Below are 14,882 nucleotides of genomic sequence, written 5' to 3' on the forward strand. Positions count from 1 at the left end.
AAAAAGAACTGAATTTTATACTTCCGATACTGAAAAGTCGGTTGTATAAAATCCAGTTCTTTTTATTTTGCTTCTTTTGTTCCAACTTCTAAACAAATTTCACTGATCAAGGCGCAGCGCTCACTAAAATGGTCAAAGTGAATGTGTTCATGAATTGCGTGCGGGCCGTCGCCTGGTATCCCTAAACCATCGAGTGTGGGAATGCCAAGCGCTGATGTGAAGTTTCCATCGCTGCCGCCTCCTGCTTTCGCCTCTTCTATGCTAATCCCAACTCGTTCTCCCGCCGCTACTGCATGTTGGTAGAGCAAGGCATTCGCTTCTGTTTTCTCCAGTGGCGGCCGATTCAGCTCTCCGCTAATACTGAGAACAGCGGCATTATTAAAAGGTTTTAAATTCTCAAGAGTATGAATAATTTTTTCGGCTTCTTCGTAAGAAGTGACACGAAAATCAATTTCCGCTTCCGCCACTGCAGATATAACATTGCTGCTGGTGCCGCCTTTGATAACCCCAACATTCAAAGTAGTTTCCTTTTCGTAATCTGTCAGCTTTTCGAGTTCTATGATTTGCCGTGACAACTCGAGGATCGCGCTGACCCCGTCTTCATGATGATTTCCCGCATGTGCGCTGATTCCTTGCACTTTGAGTGTGTACCTGCCTACACCTTTTCTTTCAGTTTTCAAAGCATTGGAACCGAAGACAGGCGGTTCCATCACTAAAACAGCATCACAGGTCTCAGCTACTTGTTCAATGATGGTCCGTGAAGTTTTGCTGCCAATTTCTTCATCAGCGGTAAACAGATAAACGGGTGTAAAAGGCAATTCATCAAGTTCGGATTGAAGGGCGCGAACTGCCCAAATGGAAGACAGCAAACCTGCTTTCATATCGAACACACCAGGCCCGTATATATCATTCTCTTTTTCCACTAAAGGAATGGCATCAACGTCCCATACAGTATCGAAGTGGGACAAAAACAAAATTCGTGGTTTGTTATTGCCATCCTCCAATTCAAACGAAAAATGATTACCGGTTTCTTGTTGTTCAAAAGTTTTATAATTCCATTTGCCATTTAATCTATTGTGGAATATTTCCTTTAATAAATCCCCGCATTGATCAACTAATAATTTATTATGGCTTGGTGATTGAGCTCGGATTAACCTTAAGAGATCTTCTTTTACCTCGGAATTTTGGGATGACAAGTAACTTCTATAAGTGTTCATATCATTCTCCTCCTATAATTTATGATATTTATACATAAACACAAATAAATAAAAAAATCAATTTATTTTGAAAAAACTGATAATTATATTGACATCTAGTACTAAAAGAAGGTAAAGTTAATAAAAATTAAGGAAATTGTCCATAAATAAAAAGGGGGGAGAGCTTTTGGCATCAAAAATTGATGAGTTTATTGAAGAAAATCGAGAGATGTATATTAAATGGCTTACTGAATTTTGCAAGATTCCAAGTGTCGCAGCCCAAAATAGAGGGATGGAAGATGCGGTATCCTATCTGGATGATTTATTCCAAAAAGCATTTTCATTAACACCAGAGAAGCTGCCTACTGCAGGATTCCCGGTAGTATACGCAGAGCTCGAAGGAAGATCCGATAAAATTTTAAGTTTTTATAATCATTATGATGTTCAACCGGAAGATCCGATGGAGTTGTGGAATAGCCCGCCTTTTGAACCCGAGATCCGAGAAGGAAAAATCTTTGCCAGAGGCGTAGCGGACAACAAAGGGAATTTGGTTGCCAGAATAGCGGCCATTCATGCCATCAAACAATTAGGCATGGAATTGCCGGTTGATATTAAGTTTATCTTTGAAGGTGAAGAAGAAATTGGAAGTTTGAATTTACCGGCATTTGCGAAAAACTATGCAGAGAAAATCCATGCAGATGGTTGTGTCTGGGAGTTTGGCTACCGGGATGCGGATGGTGCACTTCAAGTTTCTCTTGGTGTCAAAGGCATGTTGTATGTTGAATTGTCTGTGGAAGGAGCAAATACAGACTTGCACTCGGCACAAGGGGCAATTATAGAAAGTCCGGTCTGGAAACTGGTTTGGGCACTTAGTACATTAAAAGATCGGGAGGAAAAAATAACGATTCCCGGATTTTATGACGATATCGAACCAATCACGCAGTTGGATGAAGAAATGCTGGCGAATTATCGGTTGGACGAAGGAGAGACTTTAAGAAAGTTGGACCTTGATAGCTTTTTACTGAATCTAGAAGGAGAGCAACTAAAAAGAAAGCATATTTTTGAACCGACATGCAACATTTGTGGAATCGTTTCTGGCTACATAGGAGAAGGTACAAAGACAGTGTTGCCTTCTTCAGCTGCAGCAAAGTTGGATTTTCGCTTAGTACCCGGGCAAGACCCGGAAAAAATATTAATGCAGCTGCGGGAACATTTGAATAATCAAGGCTTTAAAGACATTAAGATAAAAGTCACCAGTTCCGAGCGTGCTGCACGAACAAAACCGGATCAGGAAATTGTTAAAGCCATGATAGAGGTAGCTGAGCAGTATTCGGATAAAAAACCGAATATTGTTCCCAATACTCCAGGAACCGGACCGATGTACGAATTATGCCAAGCTCTTGGGATTCCTTCAGCTTCGTTTGGCGTCGGAAATTTCCAATCGAATAATCACGCTCCAAATGAAAATATCTTTGTGGAGGATTATATCGAAGGAATAAAAATGATTGCAGCATTAGTTTTTGAGTTCAGCAGGCAATTTGAAAAACAGGGGAGTGTGAATCGATGACAGCACAGGCGGGCAGCATAAAAGAATTCAAACAATTGAAATCATCACATCCCGATTGGCACAATTCTATAGAAGCTGTTTTTGATGAAGTAGTCGCTGTCCGGCGCGACCTTCATAAGCATCCCGAACTGGCTTTCGAAGAAACCAGAACAGCAAGAATCGTCGCTGATTTATTAAAAGAATGGGGATACGAGGTCAGGGAAGGGGTGGGGAAAACCGGAGTGATTGGTGTGCTTCATGGAACAGCTCCAGGACCGGTGATTGGCTTGAGAGCCGATATGGACGCTCTTCCCATGACCGACAAAATAGATCAGCCATACCGCAGTATAAATGATGGTGCGGCCCATACATGTGGACATGATGCACATACTTCCATCCTATTGGGAGTGGCGAAGTTATTCGCTTCGAAAGGGCTGGAATCGGGAACTTTGAAACTGATTTTTCAACCGGCTGAAGAAATTGGGCAAGGCGCAGATGCAATGATCAAGGATGGTGTGTTGAATAATCCTTCTGTCGATGCAATGGCTGGGCTTCATGTCCATCCTACTTTGAAAACTGGTGAGTTTTCAGTAACTGATACAGAATACAGCTGTGCTGCTGTTGATATTTTCGAACTGGTCATAACAGGAGCTGGAGGCCATGCAGCGCATCCGCACCAAACGATAGATCCTATTATAATTGCTGCTCAAGTCCTGATTGCCTTACAGCAAGTCGTAAGCCGGCAAACCGATCCCCTCGATTCTGTAGTTCTAAGCTTTGGGCAAATCGAAGGCGGCACTAAAGCGACAATTATTCCGGATTCGGTGTTGCTGAAGGGAACTGTACGGACATTAAAACCAGAGACAAGGGCTCAAATGCCGGAAAAAATCGAATCGATTGCTGCAGGGATTGCAAGAAGTTTTAAAGGCAATGCTATTCTTACTTATCATCATGTCACACCATCCATTAAAATTGACGAAAAAATGCGAGGACTGTTGACTGAAACAGTGAGTGAGTTGTTTGGGGCCAATGCGCTGCAGATCACCACTCCTTCAATGGGAGGCGAGGATTTTTCTTACTTTTCCCAAGAGGTGCCTTCGGTCTTCTTCCGTTTAGGGACAAACAATGGTGAACAGACGGCTTTTCCAAATCACAACAGTCGTTTTGATGTAGATGAACAATCATTTTTGTACGGTATTTCGGTTTTAAGTTTGTTGACACATAAATTCTTACAAACCACAAAGGGGGAAAAAGAATGAAGAAACAGCTATGGTTATTGCTTTTAGTATTGACGCTGATTATTGCAGGGTGTTCAGGTGGAGAAACAAACAGCACAGAAGGGGAAGAACCGGTAGAAACAAGCGACAGCAAAACTTTGGTGATCGCGAATGGTACTGACATTGTGACATTTGATATTCATGACCACAATACAACTTCTACGGAAGCTGTCCATGTCAACATGTTCAATTACTTGGTGACTAACCAGGGAGAGGAAGGCTTCCAGGCTGATTTAGCCGAAAGCTGGGAAAATATTGACGATACAACGTGGAGTTTCAAATTGAAAGAAGGAGTGACTTTCCATAATGGGGAAGAGCTGACCGCTGATGATGTGAAGTTTACATTAGAACGAGTAGCGAAAGACGACACGCTGCTGGAACACGGCAATTACAATCAGATTGAAGCTGTGAATGTAATAAGTGATTATGAATTTGAAATTGTTACGGCAAATCCGGAACCGGCACTATTAAATCGCTTGTCCCGATTAGGATCAGCTATTTTGCCGCAGGAATATATTGAAACAGAAGGCTGGGAAGTATTCTTAGAAAATCCAGTTGGAACAGGTCCTTACAAATTTATGGACTGGCAAAGGGATGACCGTTTGACACTTGAAGCGAATACGGAATACTTTGGTGATGCACCAAAATGGGAAGAGCTCGTTTTCAGAAGCATTCCAGAAGATTCGACACGCGTTTCTGAACTGTTGACGGGTGGAGTTGATGTCGCAGTAAACATTCCGCCAACGGACGTGGCGCGCATCAATGAAACAGAAGGAGTCACTACAGTCCAGTCGCCGACACAGCGGGTCATGATGCTGGTATTGCGGTCAGATGAAGATAGTGTGACGGGAGACCCTCTGGTACGTGAAGCAATTGACTTGGCAATTGATAAACAGGCAATGGTCGATTCATTATTGGAAGGCGCAGGGACGGTTACACGCACCCGAGTCACTCCAGGAAACGTTGGGGCCAATGAAGATCTTTACGGAGAGTCGCTGTATGATCCGGAAAGAGCTAGAGAATTGCTTGCAGAAGCTGGATATCCAGATGGTTTTGAGCTGACATTAACGGGACCGAATGGAAGATATTTAAAGGATAGAGAAACGGTAGAGTTAATCGCTGCCATGTTATCTGAAGTGGGAATCACAGTCAATCAGGAGTTGATTGAATGGAGTGCCTTCAACCAACGCTACCAAGAACGTGATTTTGCTGAAATGTTTTACATTGGTTACGGCAACTCAATGTTTGATGCTTCGTTGGCATTGGATCGACTAACCATTGAAAATGCTGAAGGAGAAACAGATTATGACAATCAACAGGTAAATGATTTATTGCTTGCTGCAGAACAGAACATGGATGAGGAAGAACGTGCACAACAATATCAAGAAGCTCAGGAAATAATTGCTGAAGATCGTCCTCAAATTTATATGTTCCAATTGGACGCTATTACAGGCATCAACGAACGACTTGAATTTGAGCCGCTTCTAAATGAAATGTTCTATGCTGACTCAATTACACTGAAGTAAAAAGGGGGGATTCCCCCTTTTTTTTCGATAGGAGGAGGAAATCGATGAAATATTTAGTCCAAAGTATGATAAAGACCATTCCTGTACTACTCCTCATAACTTTAATTGTATTTTTGCTTATACGTGTGACTGGGGATCCCGTTTCCTTAATGCTTCCAGAAACCGCTACCGAAGAAGAGCGTGATTCTTTAAGAGAGTCGATGGGGTTAAATGAGCCTTTGCCGATTCAATATTTCAGTTATCTGGGAGACTTGATGACCGGAGACTTTGGAGATTCCTTCCGCTACAACACAGATGCACTTAGCCTGGTATTGGAGAGGCTGCCGGCAACCTTTGAGTTGGCCATTGCCTCAATGGTTGTAGCCATTATAATTTCTGTGCCTCTGGGCATTTTATCGGCAGTTAAACGGAACAGTTTTTTCGATTTATTTATTACGGGAGGGGCAGTTTTAGGGAAGGCGATGCCCAATTTTTGGCTGGGGATTATGCTGATTCTCTTTTTATCTGTCACATTCCAAATTTTCCCTGTATCTGGAAGAGGGACGTTGGGGCATTTGGTGCTGCCAGCAATTACGCTGGGGACAGGAATAGCTGCAGAGATGACAAGGCTTATCAGGTCCAGTATGTTGGAGATTTTAGAGCAGGACTTTATTCGTACGGCCCGCAGTAAAGGATTACGCGAATCGATTATTGTCAATAAACATGCGTTTCGCAATGCTTTGATCCCAGTAGTTACCATCATGGCCCTTCAAACCGCTACGCTGGTAGGCGGAACCCTAATTACGGAAACTGTTTTTGCATGGCCGGGACTCGGCCAATTGCTTGTACAGTCAGTGAACTTGCGGGATATGGCAGTTGTACAAGCTGCTACTTTCATCATTGCCATCTTTGTTATTCTCAGCAATCTATTGGCAGATTTAATTTACCGGTTCCTTGATCCGCGCATTAAATATGAATAAAGGAGGGGCTCAAGTTGACGCAAGCATCAGAAACTACGATCAACCAACAAAAAGGTGTGGCTCAATCCTCCTTTAGGAAACTGGCTACACGCTTATTCAGAAGCAAAACTGGAATGACCGGATTGGTAATTGTAATGACGGTCATATTGATGGCGGTATTTGCCCCTTTACTGGCACAGCATGATCCTGCTCAAACCAATGTAGTAGATCGCTTGTTGCCCCCTTCATGGAGCGAAGGTGGGTCACCTGAATTTCTTCTTGGAACAGATAATTTAGGAAGAGACATCTTGAGCCGCATTATTTACGGTTCACGCATTTCACTATTTATTGGTGTTTCAGCAGTTTTACTTGCAGGTGCTATTGGCATGGCACTGGGATTAATTGCAGGCTACTACGGCAAGGTATGGGATTTTGTGATTATGAGAACTGTAGATGCCCTGCTGGCAATTCCAAACATTCTTTTCATGCTAATCATTTTGGCAGTTCTTGGACCAAGCCTTACAACATTAATTTTGGTGCTGGGCGGAACGACCTGGGTGGTTTATGCAAGGATGGTGCGAAGTGAAACGCTGAGCATTAAAGAGCGCGATTATGTAAAATCGGCGAAAGCAATCGGAGCAAAGGATTTTCGTATTATCATGAAGTACATTTTACCGAATGTTATTTCGTCCTTTATTGTTATTGCCACGCTGAATGTTGCTACGACAATTATTCTTGAGGCCAGCTTGAGTTTTCTCGGGCTTGGAATCCAGCCTCCCGACGTTTCCTGGGGACTGATGCTAAGCGATGGGAGAGAATACATTGCAACTAGCTGGTGGGTCGCCACATTTCCTGGGATTGCCATAACCATAACAGTCCTCGGTGTTATATTCCTGGGGGACTGGCTGCGTGATGTGTTGGATCCGAAAATTAAAGAATAAATGGAGGTGAGTGGCATCATGAACAATGAACTGTTAAAAGTCGACGACTTAAAAGTTCGTTTTAAAACAGATGAAGGCTATGTCTCGACAGTCAATGGCGTAAGTTTTTCAGTGGAACAAGGGGAGACCTTGGCGATTGTTGGAGAGTCAGGGAGTGGGAAGAGTGTCACTTCTCTTGCTTTGATGGGAATTTTGCCGGCTAATGGAGAGATTTATGAAGGTGCGATTACATTTGAAGATAAAGATTTACGAAGCCTAAGCAAAAAAGAATATCGAAAAATGCGCGGCGACGATATTGCCATGATATTTCAAGAACCGATGACTGCATTGAATCCGGTTTTTACAATCGGCTATCAATTGAGGGAAACCCTGATTGTGCATAATAATATGAATAAGGAACAAGCACACAAGAAGGGCATTGAGATGCTGGAAACAGTTGGCATACCAGATTCAGACAGAGTAATGGGAAGATTTCCGCATCAGTTGTCAGGAGGGATGCGCCAGCGGGTCATGATTGCAATGGCTTTATCCTGCAATCCCAAACTGCTTATTGCAGATGAACCGACAACGGCTTTGGACGTGACTATCCAAGCTCAAATTTTAACCTTATTGAGAAATTTAAAGAAAAACTCGAATACAAGCATCATAATCATCACCCACGATTTAGGTGTTGTTGCTGAACTGGCAGACCGTGTGGTTGTCATGTATGCGGGTGAAGTAGTGGAAGTGGCGCCTATCCAGGAATTATTTGATAATCCTCGGCATCCTTATACAAGAGGGCTGATTTCTTCAATTCCGAAAATTCACGATGTGGTGGATGAATTATATTCAATTGAAGGGACAGTTCCTAATCCTTCCAATATGCCAACCGGTTGCAAATTTCATCCGCGCTGTCCATTAGCGGATATTGAATGCACAAAAGTTCATCCCGAATTAGAATACATTTCAGAAAAGCATGCAAAACGCTGTATAAAAGTTAAAGGTTAGGAGGTAGCGGTATGCAATCAACAGAGGAAAGAGTGATTATGGAAGTTATAGACTTGAAAAAGCATTTTGATTTGACAAAGGGCTTCATTAAAAAAACGCATTCAAAAATAAAAGCTGTAGATGGTTTGAATTTTCAAGTCTACAAAGGGGAAACGCTTGGCATAGTAGGAGAGTCGGGATGTGGCAAGTCAACTACCGGTCAATTGATGCTGGGTCTATTGGACGCAACTGAAGGGCATATTTATTTTCAAAATGAAGATATTTCAGCGATGTCACAAGAAGAGCTGCGTAAAGCCAGAAGAGACCTTCAAGTAATTTTCCAGGATCCATATTCATCTTTAAATCCGCGGATGACAGTGGAGCAAATTATCGGAGAACCACTTGTGGTGCACGGTTTGGCATCTGGCAAAGAGTTAAAAGAACAGGTTCGTGAACTTATGAAGCTTGTTGGTTTGAGAGAACACCAAATGAAATTATATCCTCATGAATTTAGTGGAGGCCAGCGACAGCGTATAGGAATTGCACGTGCGCTGGCATTAAAGCCAAAAGTAATAGTCTGTGATGAAGCTGTATCAGCTTTAGATGTATCCATTCAAGCTCAGATTTTAAATTTATTGAAAAAGTTACAAAAAGAAATGAATCTAACATATATATTCATTGCGCACGGGCTGCCTGCCGTCCGCCATATAAGTGACCGCATCGGTGTAATGTATTTAGGAAAAATGGTCGAACTTGCTGACCGAAATGAATTATTTGAACACCCGCTGCATCCATATACGTATGCATTGCTGGACTCAGTTCCGATACCGGATCCAAAACTAAGAAAAGAGCACCAATTGATAAAAGGGGAAATTCCAAGTCCGATCAACCCTCCTTCAGGCTGCCCTTTTCATCCGAGATGCCCTTTTGCAACTGAAAAGTGTAAAATAGAAGTTCCGGAATATCGGGAAATCTTGCCAAATCATTTTGTCGCCTGTCACTATCCTCTCTTGCAGGAAGATACGAATGTGTTGCCCGATTCAGGTATTTCCAAAGTAAAATGAAGAGGGTGTAATAAAGCATGAAAGTACGGATAGGAGCAATAGGGCCCGCCGATTCGTTAAAGGTCATACGTGAAGTTGCCGCCAATGATCCACGCATCGAGCTTATAGCTTTTGAATACTTCCATCATGAAGAGTTGCCTAATATTTTGAACAAACACCGATACGACGTTGCAAAATGGATATTTTCAGGACCTACCCCATACCATTATTGTCTAGAACTGGGGCTGATCACACCAGATGAAGCTTCCTTTCCGCCACTTCACGGGATGGCTCTGCTCGGAACATGTTTAAAAGTGATGCAGGATCATGGCCGGTTTGTTGAGAAAATGAGTTTGGATACGGTCGACGAACATGTTGTCCATTCATTATTCAATGAATATCAATTGAATAATATTTCTTTTGAGTTATCGTCGTTTAAAGGATATACCGATCATAATGAATTAATTGATTTTCATGTGAGCAATTATCGTGCCGGAAAATCTGAGCTTGCACTCACTTGTTTGCTGAAGGTATACCTGGAATTGAAGCGGCTCGGAATACCAGTTTACAGAGTAGTCCCTTCCCGAATGGCTATAAAGACAATTTTTGATATCCTTTTTTCAAGAGCGCAGAGCCATGTTTACGAAAAGCAGAAAGTGGCTATTATTGGCGTTGACTTGCTTTCTGAAGGAAGAATTTCCAAGAAGGCTGTATTCAGTTTTGAAGAAAGTAAAAAAATGCTGGAATTTCAACAGGAACTGCTCCGGGTAACAAAAGTGTTAAATGGTTCTCTAGTGGACAAAGGGGGCGGAACTTATTTTATCTATACGACTCAGGGCGATTATGAATTATTGACTTCGAAGAATACGATCTCTTTTATTGCTGAAGAAATTAATATGAGAACTTCTTTGAACTTCCACATAGGAATTGGAGCAGGCTATACCATTTACGATGCTGAACAGCATGTTCAGCTGGCTTTTGAATATGCTGCTTCAAGAGAAGACTGCAAAGTCGCGTTTGTAAATGAGGATAACGTGTTTACAAATTTGACGATCTTAAATTATACCTACGAAAGCAGCTATCAACTGCCGGAGTACTGGCAAGCTGTCCTGAAAAAACATAATTACAAAGAAACAATTCCTGCCAAAATTTATCATTATATAAAATTGAAGAATTTCACTCATTTTACTGGTGAAGTAATAACGGCTTTACTTAAAAATACTGATCGCAATACAAGGCGTATTTTAAATGAAATGGAGCAAATCGGTTTGATCCGAACTCTTGCTGAAGAACAGGGGTCCGGCAGACCAGGGCGTCCTAAAAAAGTATATGAGTTGGTAATTGAAGAAAAAGTGAGATGATTGATTGAACAAAGTTATTCTGAAACTTAAAAGCAACAGCTATGCTTCTTTTGAGAAGGATAGCTGTTGCTTTTTTTGTGGAGCTCAATAGTGAATTTGTCCTACCAATTTATATTTTGGTGGAGTGATAGACGCTAAAATGAAGAGTTTAGTTTTTTGAAATAAAGCTCTTGCTGTTTCCGTCACCCTAGCGTACCATCAAATTTTGCAGAGCTATAAAAAAATGCCCAACTAGAATATTATGCGTTAGCACCTGGAAACTGTGTAAATAGGCACTCATTTTCTATGAGTTTTACTATCTTGAAATAATGGTTTTGCTTAGAATAAACAGTATATTTTGTGAATTAATTAAAGCTTGTAAGAAAGAGATACTTTCATATAAAATAGTTTTTACGTCTAGAAACGAAAGAGGGAAATGAATGAAAAAGCCTGGATTAACCGTAAAAGTACTGACTGGACTAGTTTTGGGAGCAATTGTTGGTTTGCTGATCAACTTATTTATCCCTGATTCATTTGAAACGTTGAATACATACTTGTTTGTGCCGCTTGGCCAAATATTCTTGAGTTTAATTAATATGCTCGTTGTTCCGCTTGTATTGTTTTCGATCATTCTTGGAACAGCGGGATTGGGCGACCCAGCCAAATTGGGACGGATAGGTGTTAAAACGGTCAGTTATTTTCTTGTGACCACTACTATTGCGATTTTGATTGGATTGTCGCTGGCAGCAGTTATTCAGCCCGGACTTGCGGGTGACTTTGATTTGACAAGTGCGGAGTTTGAAGCAGAAGAGGCACCCTCTGTCGGAGAAACTTTGTTGAACATGATTCCAACCAACCCGATTGCCTCTTTAGGTGAAGGCAATATGCTGCAGATTATCGTATTTGCTGTCTTTATCGGCTTGGCATTGACAGCTCTTGGCGAAAAAACCAAAGGGCTGGTTCATTTGTTTGAACAGGGCAATGATGTCATGATGTATCTTGTTGGGATTGTTATGAAGTTCGCTCCTTACGGTACATTCGGCTTGATCGCTACAGCCGTGGGATCTCAAGGATTCTCAGCAATGAAAGCGATGGGTTCTTATATGCTGGTTATTTTAGCAGCTCTTTTGATTCATGCGATTTTCACATATGGTGGAACCATTAAGTTTTTGGCAAAGAAAAGCCCCATCTGGTTTTTCAAAAACTTTGCCCCTGCAATGAGTGTCGGCTTTAGTACGTCGAGCAGTACCGCTACACTGCCGATTTCGATGGAAGTGGCGCAGGATAAATTAGGGGTGCCGAAGTCTGTCAGCTCGTTTGTTCAGCCTTTAGGCGCTACGATCAATATGGACGGCACTGCCATTATGCAAGGGGTCGCAACAATGTTTATTGCCCAGGCCTATGGCATTGAATTGTCTGCGGTAGATCTTGCAACTGTCGTATTGACGGCGGTACTCGCAAGTATTGGTACAGCTGGGGTTCCGGGTGTTGGACTGATTATGCTTGCCATGGTATTAGGCAGTGTGGGACTTCCTCCTGAAGGGATCGGCCTCGTTATCGGTATTGACCGCTTGTTGGATATGACCCGAACAGCTGTCAATATTTCAGGGGATGCCGCATGCGCAGTTTATGTAGCAGAGACAGAAAAAGACAGAGACGAACGTCTGGAAAATATGAACGCTTAATCATAGAGAGTTCCCGCAGAGATGTGGGAACTCTTTTTGTTATGAAGAAAACAGTTATATTTACCTAATCAACAGGAAAATTTCTGCATTGACAATGAACATACAGCATTATATATTATGTGTAACCGGTTACACACCGAAAAGAAACGGAGTCGTTATAGATGACCACGATCAAAGACGTAGCAAAAAAAGCAGGAGTTTCAGTAGCTACTGTTTCACGGTTTTTAAATGACAGTGGATATGTTAGCGCAGAAGCAGCCAAAGCGGTAACCGCTGCAGTAGAAGAGCTCAAGTATGAATTAAATCCGGTGGCGCGCTCATTGAACACCAAAAAATCAAACTTGATTGGATTGATTCTTCCGGACATAACCAACCCATTTTTTCCGGAACTTGCACGTGCAGTCGAAGATGTTGCTTTAACGTATGGTTACACAGTGGTGCTATGCAACTCAGATGAAAACCCTGAGAAAGAAAAAAACTATATTGAAACTTTAAAGAAAAAATACATTGCCGGATTTATTGTGACGTCCAACCAGCTCGATGCGCCGCATTACGCTAATGCCAACGTACCAATTGTGGCGCTGGACCGGACTATTAACGAGAAAATTCCAACGGTTTCCTCCAACAACAAAGAAGGGGCAATCATGGGCACGAATGCATTGCTTGAAAGAGGATGCCGAAATATTCTTTTCTTGAGAGGCCCTGAAGAATTGAACCCGGCAAATGATCGGTATGAGGGGTTTATGGAAGCTATTCAGAGTTCGAATTTGCAGTATCAAGTCGTGACTTGCCCCTTCCATTTTGCTGACTCGCAGGAAATTGTAGCGCGCGTGCTAAAGGAAGACCCGACAATCGATGGCATCTTTGCCAGCAGTGACGTTTCGGCTGCAGGGGCTTTAAAAGCTGCAAGTCTGGTAGGAAAGCGTGTACCGGAAGAACTGCAAATTGTTGGTTTTGATGGAGTGGCAATGGGTGAAATGCTATCGCCCGGCTTAACCACAGTCGCACAAGACGTCTATAAGATGGGCGCTATTGCAGCTCGTGTCTTAATTAAACAAATTGAAAATAAGAAAATCGATCAGAGATTTTATGAAGTGCCAGTGAAATTGATTATTCGCGGAACAACGAGGAGTGTGGAGGAATGATTACAGTAGTCGGCAGCATCAATATGGATTTGGTCATACAGACAGATCATTTTCCCAAGCAGGGTGAAACAACTTTAGGAAATTTATATACGACAGTTCCAGGAGGCAAAGGAGCAAACCAGGCAGTGGCAGCCGCAAGATTGGGAACAGCAGTCCAGATGATCGGGGCGGTCGGACAGGATGCTTTTGGAACCGAACTATTGACAGGATTAGAAGCTGAAGGAGTCCAGGTGCAGAACGTCAAACAAAGTGAAGGTGCAAGCGGAATTGCCAATATCCTCTTGTCGCAAGGAGACAATCGAATCATTGTAGTGCCGGGTGCTAACCATAGCGTAACAGTTGAAGAAATTAATGCTTTTGCAGAAAAGTTAGCGGACAGTGATTTGGTTATCATGCAGTTGGAAATGCCGATTCCAGTTATTCAACGAACCTTGGAAATATGCCATAAAAACGGTGTTCCTGCAATTTTAAATCCAGCACCTGCAAGTGGATTCACGGCTGATTTTCTTCCTTTTTGCACATACTTGACACCAAATGAAACAGAAGCAGAAGAACTTTTTGGGGGTAATTGGGAAAAGGCGCTGCTCGATTATCCAAATCGTCTTGTAGTGACCCTTGGAGAAAAAGGCGCGCAGTTTTATGACGGAGAAAAGCACGTCATTGTTGAAGGGTTCCCGACTACCGCAGTAGATACCACAGGCGCGGGCGATACCTTTAATGGAGCACTTGCTGCAGCACTGGCAGAAGGCCAGGATTTTGAAGCAGCAGTGCGCTTTGCAAATGCGGCAGCCTCGCTGTCTGTGGAAAAATTCGGTGCCCAGGGTGGCATGCCCGATCGAAAAGCGGTAAATGAACGATTGAAAGGCGGAAGCTTATGAAAAAGCATGGCATCATTAACCGTGATATTGCATCAGCCTTAGCTTCATTTGGCCATACCGATTTATTGGTCATCGGTGACTGTGGTTTGCCGATTCCAAAAGGCGTCCCGTGCATTGACTTGTCCTATAAAATAGGTGAACCTGCATTTTTGACGATACTCGATGCTGTACTGGATGATTTCGAGGCAGAAGCAGCATCTATTGCCCGGGAAATTACTGCTGGAAATCCTGTTGTGGAAGGAGCAATTATGGAAAAAATAGCTGCAGATTATATTACACATGATGAATTGAAAACCCTCAGCAAAGATGCAAAATTGATTATCCGCACAGGAGAAGCGACACCATATGCCAACATCGTCCTTCGTTCCGGCGTTATTTTTTAAAGGAGGCAGGTGATTCTA

At 42.5% G+C, this 14,882-nt stretch carries 13 protein-coding genes; 12 read left to right on the plus strand and 1 reads right to left on the minus strand.

The features are described 5' to 3' along the window. Nucleotides 1-62 precede the first annotated feature (62 nt). Nucleotides 63-1,217: a M20 family metallopeptidase gene (locus tag QOZ98_RS04625; protein WP_308786331.1), complete on the minus strand. Its 1,155-nt coding sequence runs from the start codon at nt 1,215-1,217 to the stop codon at nt 63-65. 166 nt (nt 1,218-1,383) lie between these two features. On the opposite strand from QOZ98_RS04625, the gene QOZ98_RS04630 reads away from it, so the two are divergent. From QOZ98_RS04630 to rbsD, 12 genes are all read left to right on the plus strand, one after another. Beyond that, nucleotides 1,384-2,763, plus strand: coding sequence for a M20/M25/M40 family metallo-hydrolase (locus tag QOZ98_RS04630; RefSeq protein ID WP_308786332.1), 1,380 nt, complete (start codon nt 1,384-1,386; stop codon nt 2,761-2,763). After that, the gene (locus QOZ98_RS04635; RefSeq protein ID WP_308786333.1) at nt 2,760-4,001 is read left to right on the plus strand and encodes a M20 metallopeptidase family protein; all 1,242 of its coding nucleotides are present in this window, start codon (nt 2,760-2,762) and stop codon (nt 3,999-4,001) included. The genes QOZ98_RS04630 and QOZ98_RS04635 overlap by 4 nt, the downstream gene beginning before the upstream one ends. Continuing rightward, nucleotides 3,998-5,545: an ABC transporter substrate-binding protein gene (locus tag QOZ98_RS04640; protein WP_308786334.1), complete on the plus strand. Its 1,548-nt coding sequence runs from the start codon at nt 3,998-4,000 to the stop codon at nt 5,543-5,545. The genes QOZ98_RS04635 and QOZ98_RS04640 overlap by 4 nt, the downstream gene beginning before the upstream one ends. A gap of 44 nt (nt 5,546-5,589) precedes the next feature. Continuing rightward, nucleotides 5,590-6,504 (plus strand): ABC transporter permease, encoded by a 915-nt coding sequence (locus QOZ98_RS04645; RefSeq protein ID WP_308786335.1) that lies wholly within the window; start codon nt 5,590-5,592, stop codon nt 6,502-6,504. Between the two features lie 14 nt (nt 6,505-6,518). After that, the gene (locus tag QOZ98_RS04650; RefSeq protein ID WP_308786336.1) at nt 6,519-7,424 is read left to right on the plus strand and encodes an ABC transporter permease; all 906 of its coding nucleotides are present in this window, start codon (nt 6,519-6,521) and stop codon (nt 7,422-7,424) included. Between the two features lie 18 nt (nt 7,425-7,442). Beyond that, complete coding sequence (locus QOZ98_RS04655; protein WP_308786337.1) at nt 7,443-8,411, plus strand: ABC transporter ATP-binding protein; 969 nt, start codon at nt 7,443-7,445, stop codon at nt 8,409-8,411. A gap of 11 nt (nt 8,412-8,422) precedes the next feature. Continuing rightward, nucleotides 8,423-9,454 carry an ABC transporter ATP-binding protein gene (locus QOZ98_RS04660; protein ID WP_142826954.1) on the plus strand — a complete coding sequence of 344 codons (1,032 nt, stop codon included), beginning with the start codon at nt 8,423-8,425 and terminating at the stop codon, nt 9,452-9,454. Between the two features lie 17 nt (nt 9,455-9,471). Then, complete coding sequence (locus QOZ98_RS04665) at nt 9,472-10,794, plus strand: hypothetical protein (RefSeq protein WP_308786338.1); 1,323 nt, start codon at nt 9,472-9,474, stop codon at nt 10,792-10,794. Between the two features lie 419 nt (nt 10,795-11,213). Then, complete coding sequence (locus QOZ98_RS04670; RefSeq protein WP_308786339.1) at nt 11,214-12,458, plus strand: dicarboxylate/amino acid:cation symporter; 1,245 nt, start codon at nt 11,214-11,216, stop codon at nt 12,456-12,458. A 161-nt stretch (nt 12,459-12,619) separates the two neighbouring features. Next, nucleotides 12,620-13,603, plus strand: coding sequence for a LacI family DNA-binding transcriptional regulator (locus QOZ98_RS04675; RefSeq protein ID WP_308786340.1), 984 nt, complete (start codon nt 12,620-12,622; stop codon nt 13,601-13,603). After that, nucleotides 13,600-14,481, plus strand: a complete 882-nt coding sequence (rbsK, locus tag QOZ98_RS04680) for a ribokinase (protein WP_308786341.1) — start codon at nt 13,600-13,602, stop codon at nt 14,479-14,481. Before QOZ98_RS04675 ends, rbsK begins: the two co-directional genes overlap by 4 nt. Then, nucleotides 14,478-14,864: a D-ribose pyranase gene (gene rbsD, locus QOZ98_RS04685; protein WP_308786342.1), complete on the plus strand. Its 387-nt coding sequence runs from the start codon at nt 14,478-14,480 to the stop codon at nt 14,862-14,864. The genes rbsK and rbsD overlap by 4 nt, the downstream gene beginning before the upstream one ends. The last annotated feature ends 18 nt before the right edge of the window (nt 14,865-14,882 follow it).

It is taken from the genome of Planomicrobium stackebrandtii (genome assembly GCF_030814955.1).
Lineage (GTDB): Bacteria > Bacillota > Bacilli > Bacillales_A > Planococcaceae > Planococcus > Planococcus stackebrandtii.

Bases quoted from the DNA above. Each gene is read 5' to 3' on its own strand.
- QOZ98_RS04625 (WP_308786331.1), bottom strand. From the start codon at position 1,217: ATGAACACTTATAGAAGTTACTTGTCATCCCAAAATTCCGAGGTAAAA.
- rbsK (WP_308786341.1), top strand. From the start codon at position 13,600: ATGATTACAGTAGTCGGCAGCATCAATATGGATTTGGTCATACAGACA.
- QOZ98_RS04675 (WP_308786340.1), top strand. From the start codon at position 12,620: ATGACCACGATCAAAGACGTAGCAAAAAAAGCAGGAGTTTCAGTAGCT.
- QOZ98_RS04640 (WP_308786334.1), top strand. From the start codon at position 3,998: ATGAAGAAACAGCTATGGTTATTGCTTTTAGTATTGACGCTGATTATT.
- rbsD (WP_308786342.1), top strand. From the start codon at position 14,478: ATGAAAAAGCATGGCATCATTAACCGTGATATTGCATCAGCCTTAGCT.
- QOZ98_RS04655 (WP_308786337.1), top strand. From the start codon at position 7,443: ATGAACAATGAACTGTTAAAAGTCGACGACTTAAAAGTTCGTTTTAAA.
- QOZ98_RS04645 (WP_308786335.1), top strand. From the start codon at position 5,590: ATGAAATATTTAGTCCAAAGTATGATAAAGACCATTCCTGTACTACTC.
- QOZ98_RS04670 (WP_308786339.1), top strand. From the start codon at position 11,214: ATGAAAAAGCCTGGATTAACCGTAAAAGTACTGACTGGACTAGTTTTG.
- QOZ98_RS04665 (WP_308786338.1), top strand. From the start codon at position 9,472: ATGAAAGTACGGATAGGAGCAATAGGGCCCGCCGATTCGTTAAAGGTC.
- QOZ98_RS04635 (WP_308786333.1), top strand. From the start codon at position 2,760: ATGACAGCACAGGCGGGCAGCATAAAAGAATTCAAACAATTGAAATCA.
- QOZ98_RS04660 (WP_142826954.1), top strand. From the start codon at position 8,423: ATGCAATCAACAGAGGAAAGAGTGATTATGGAAGTTATAGACTTGAAA.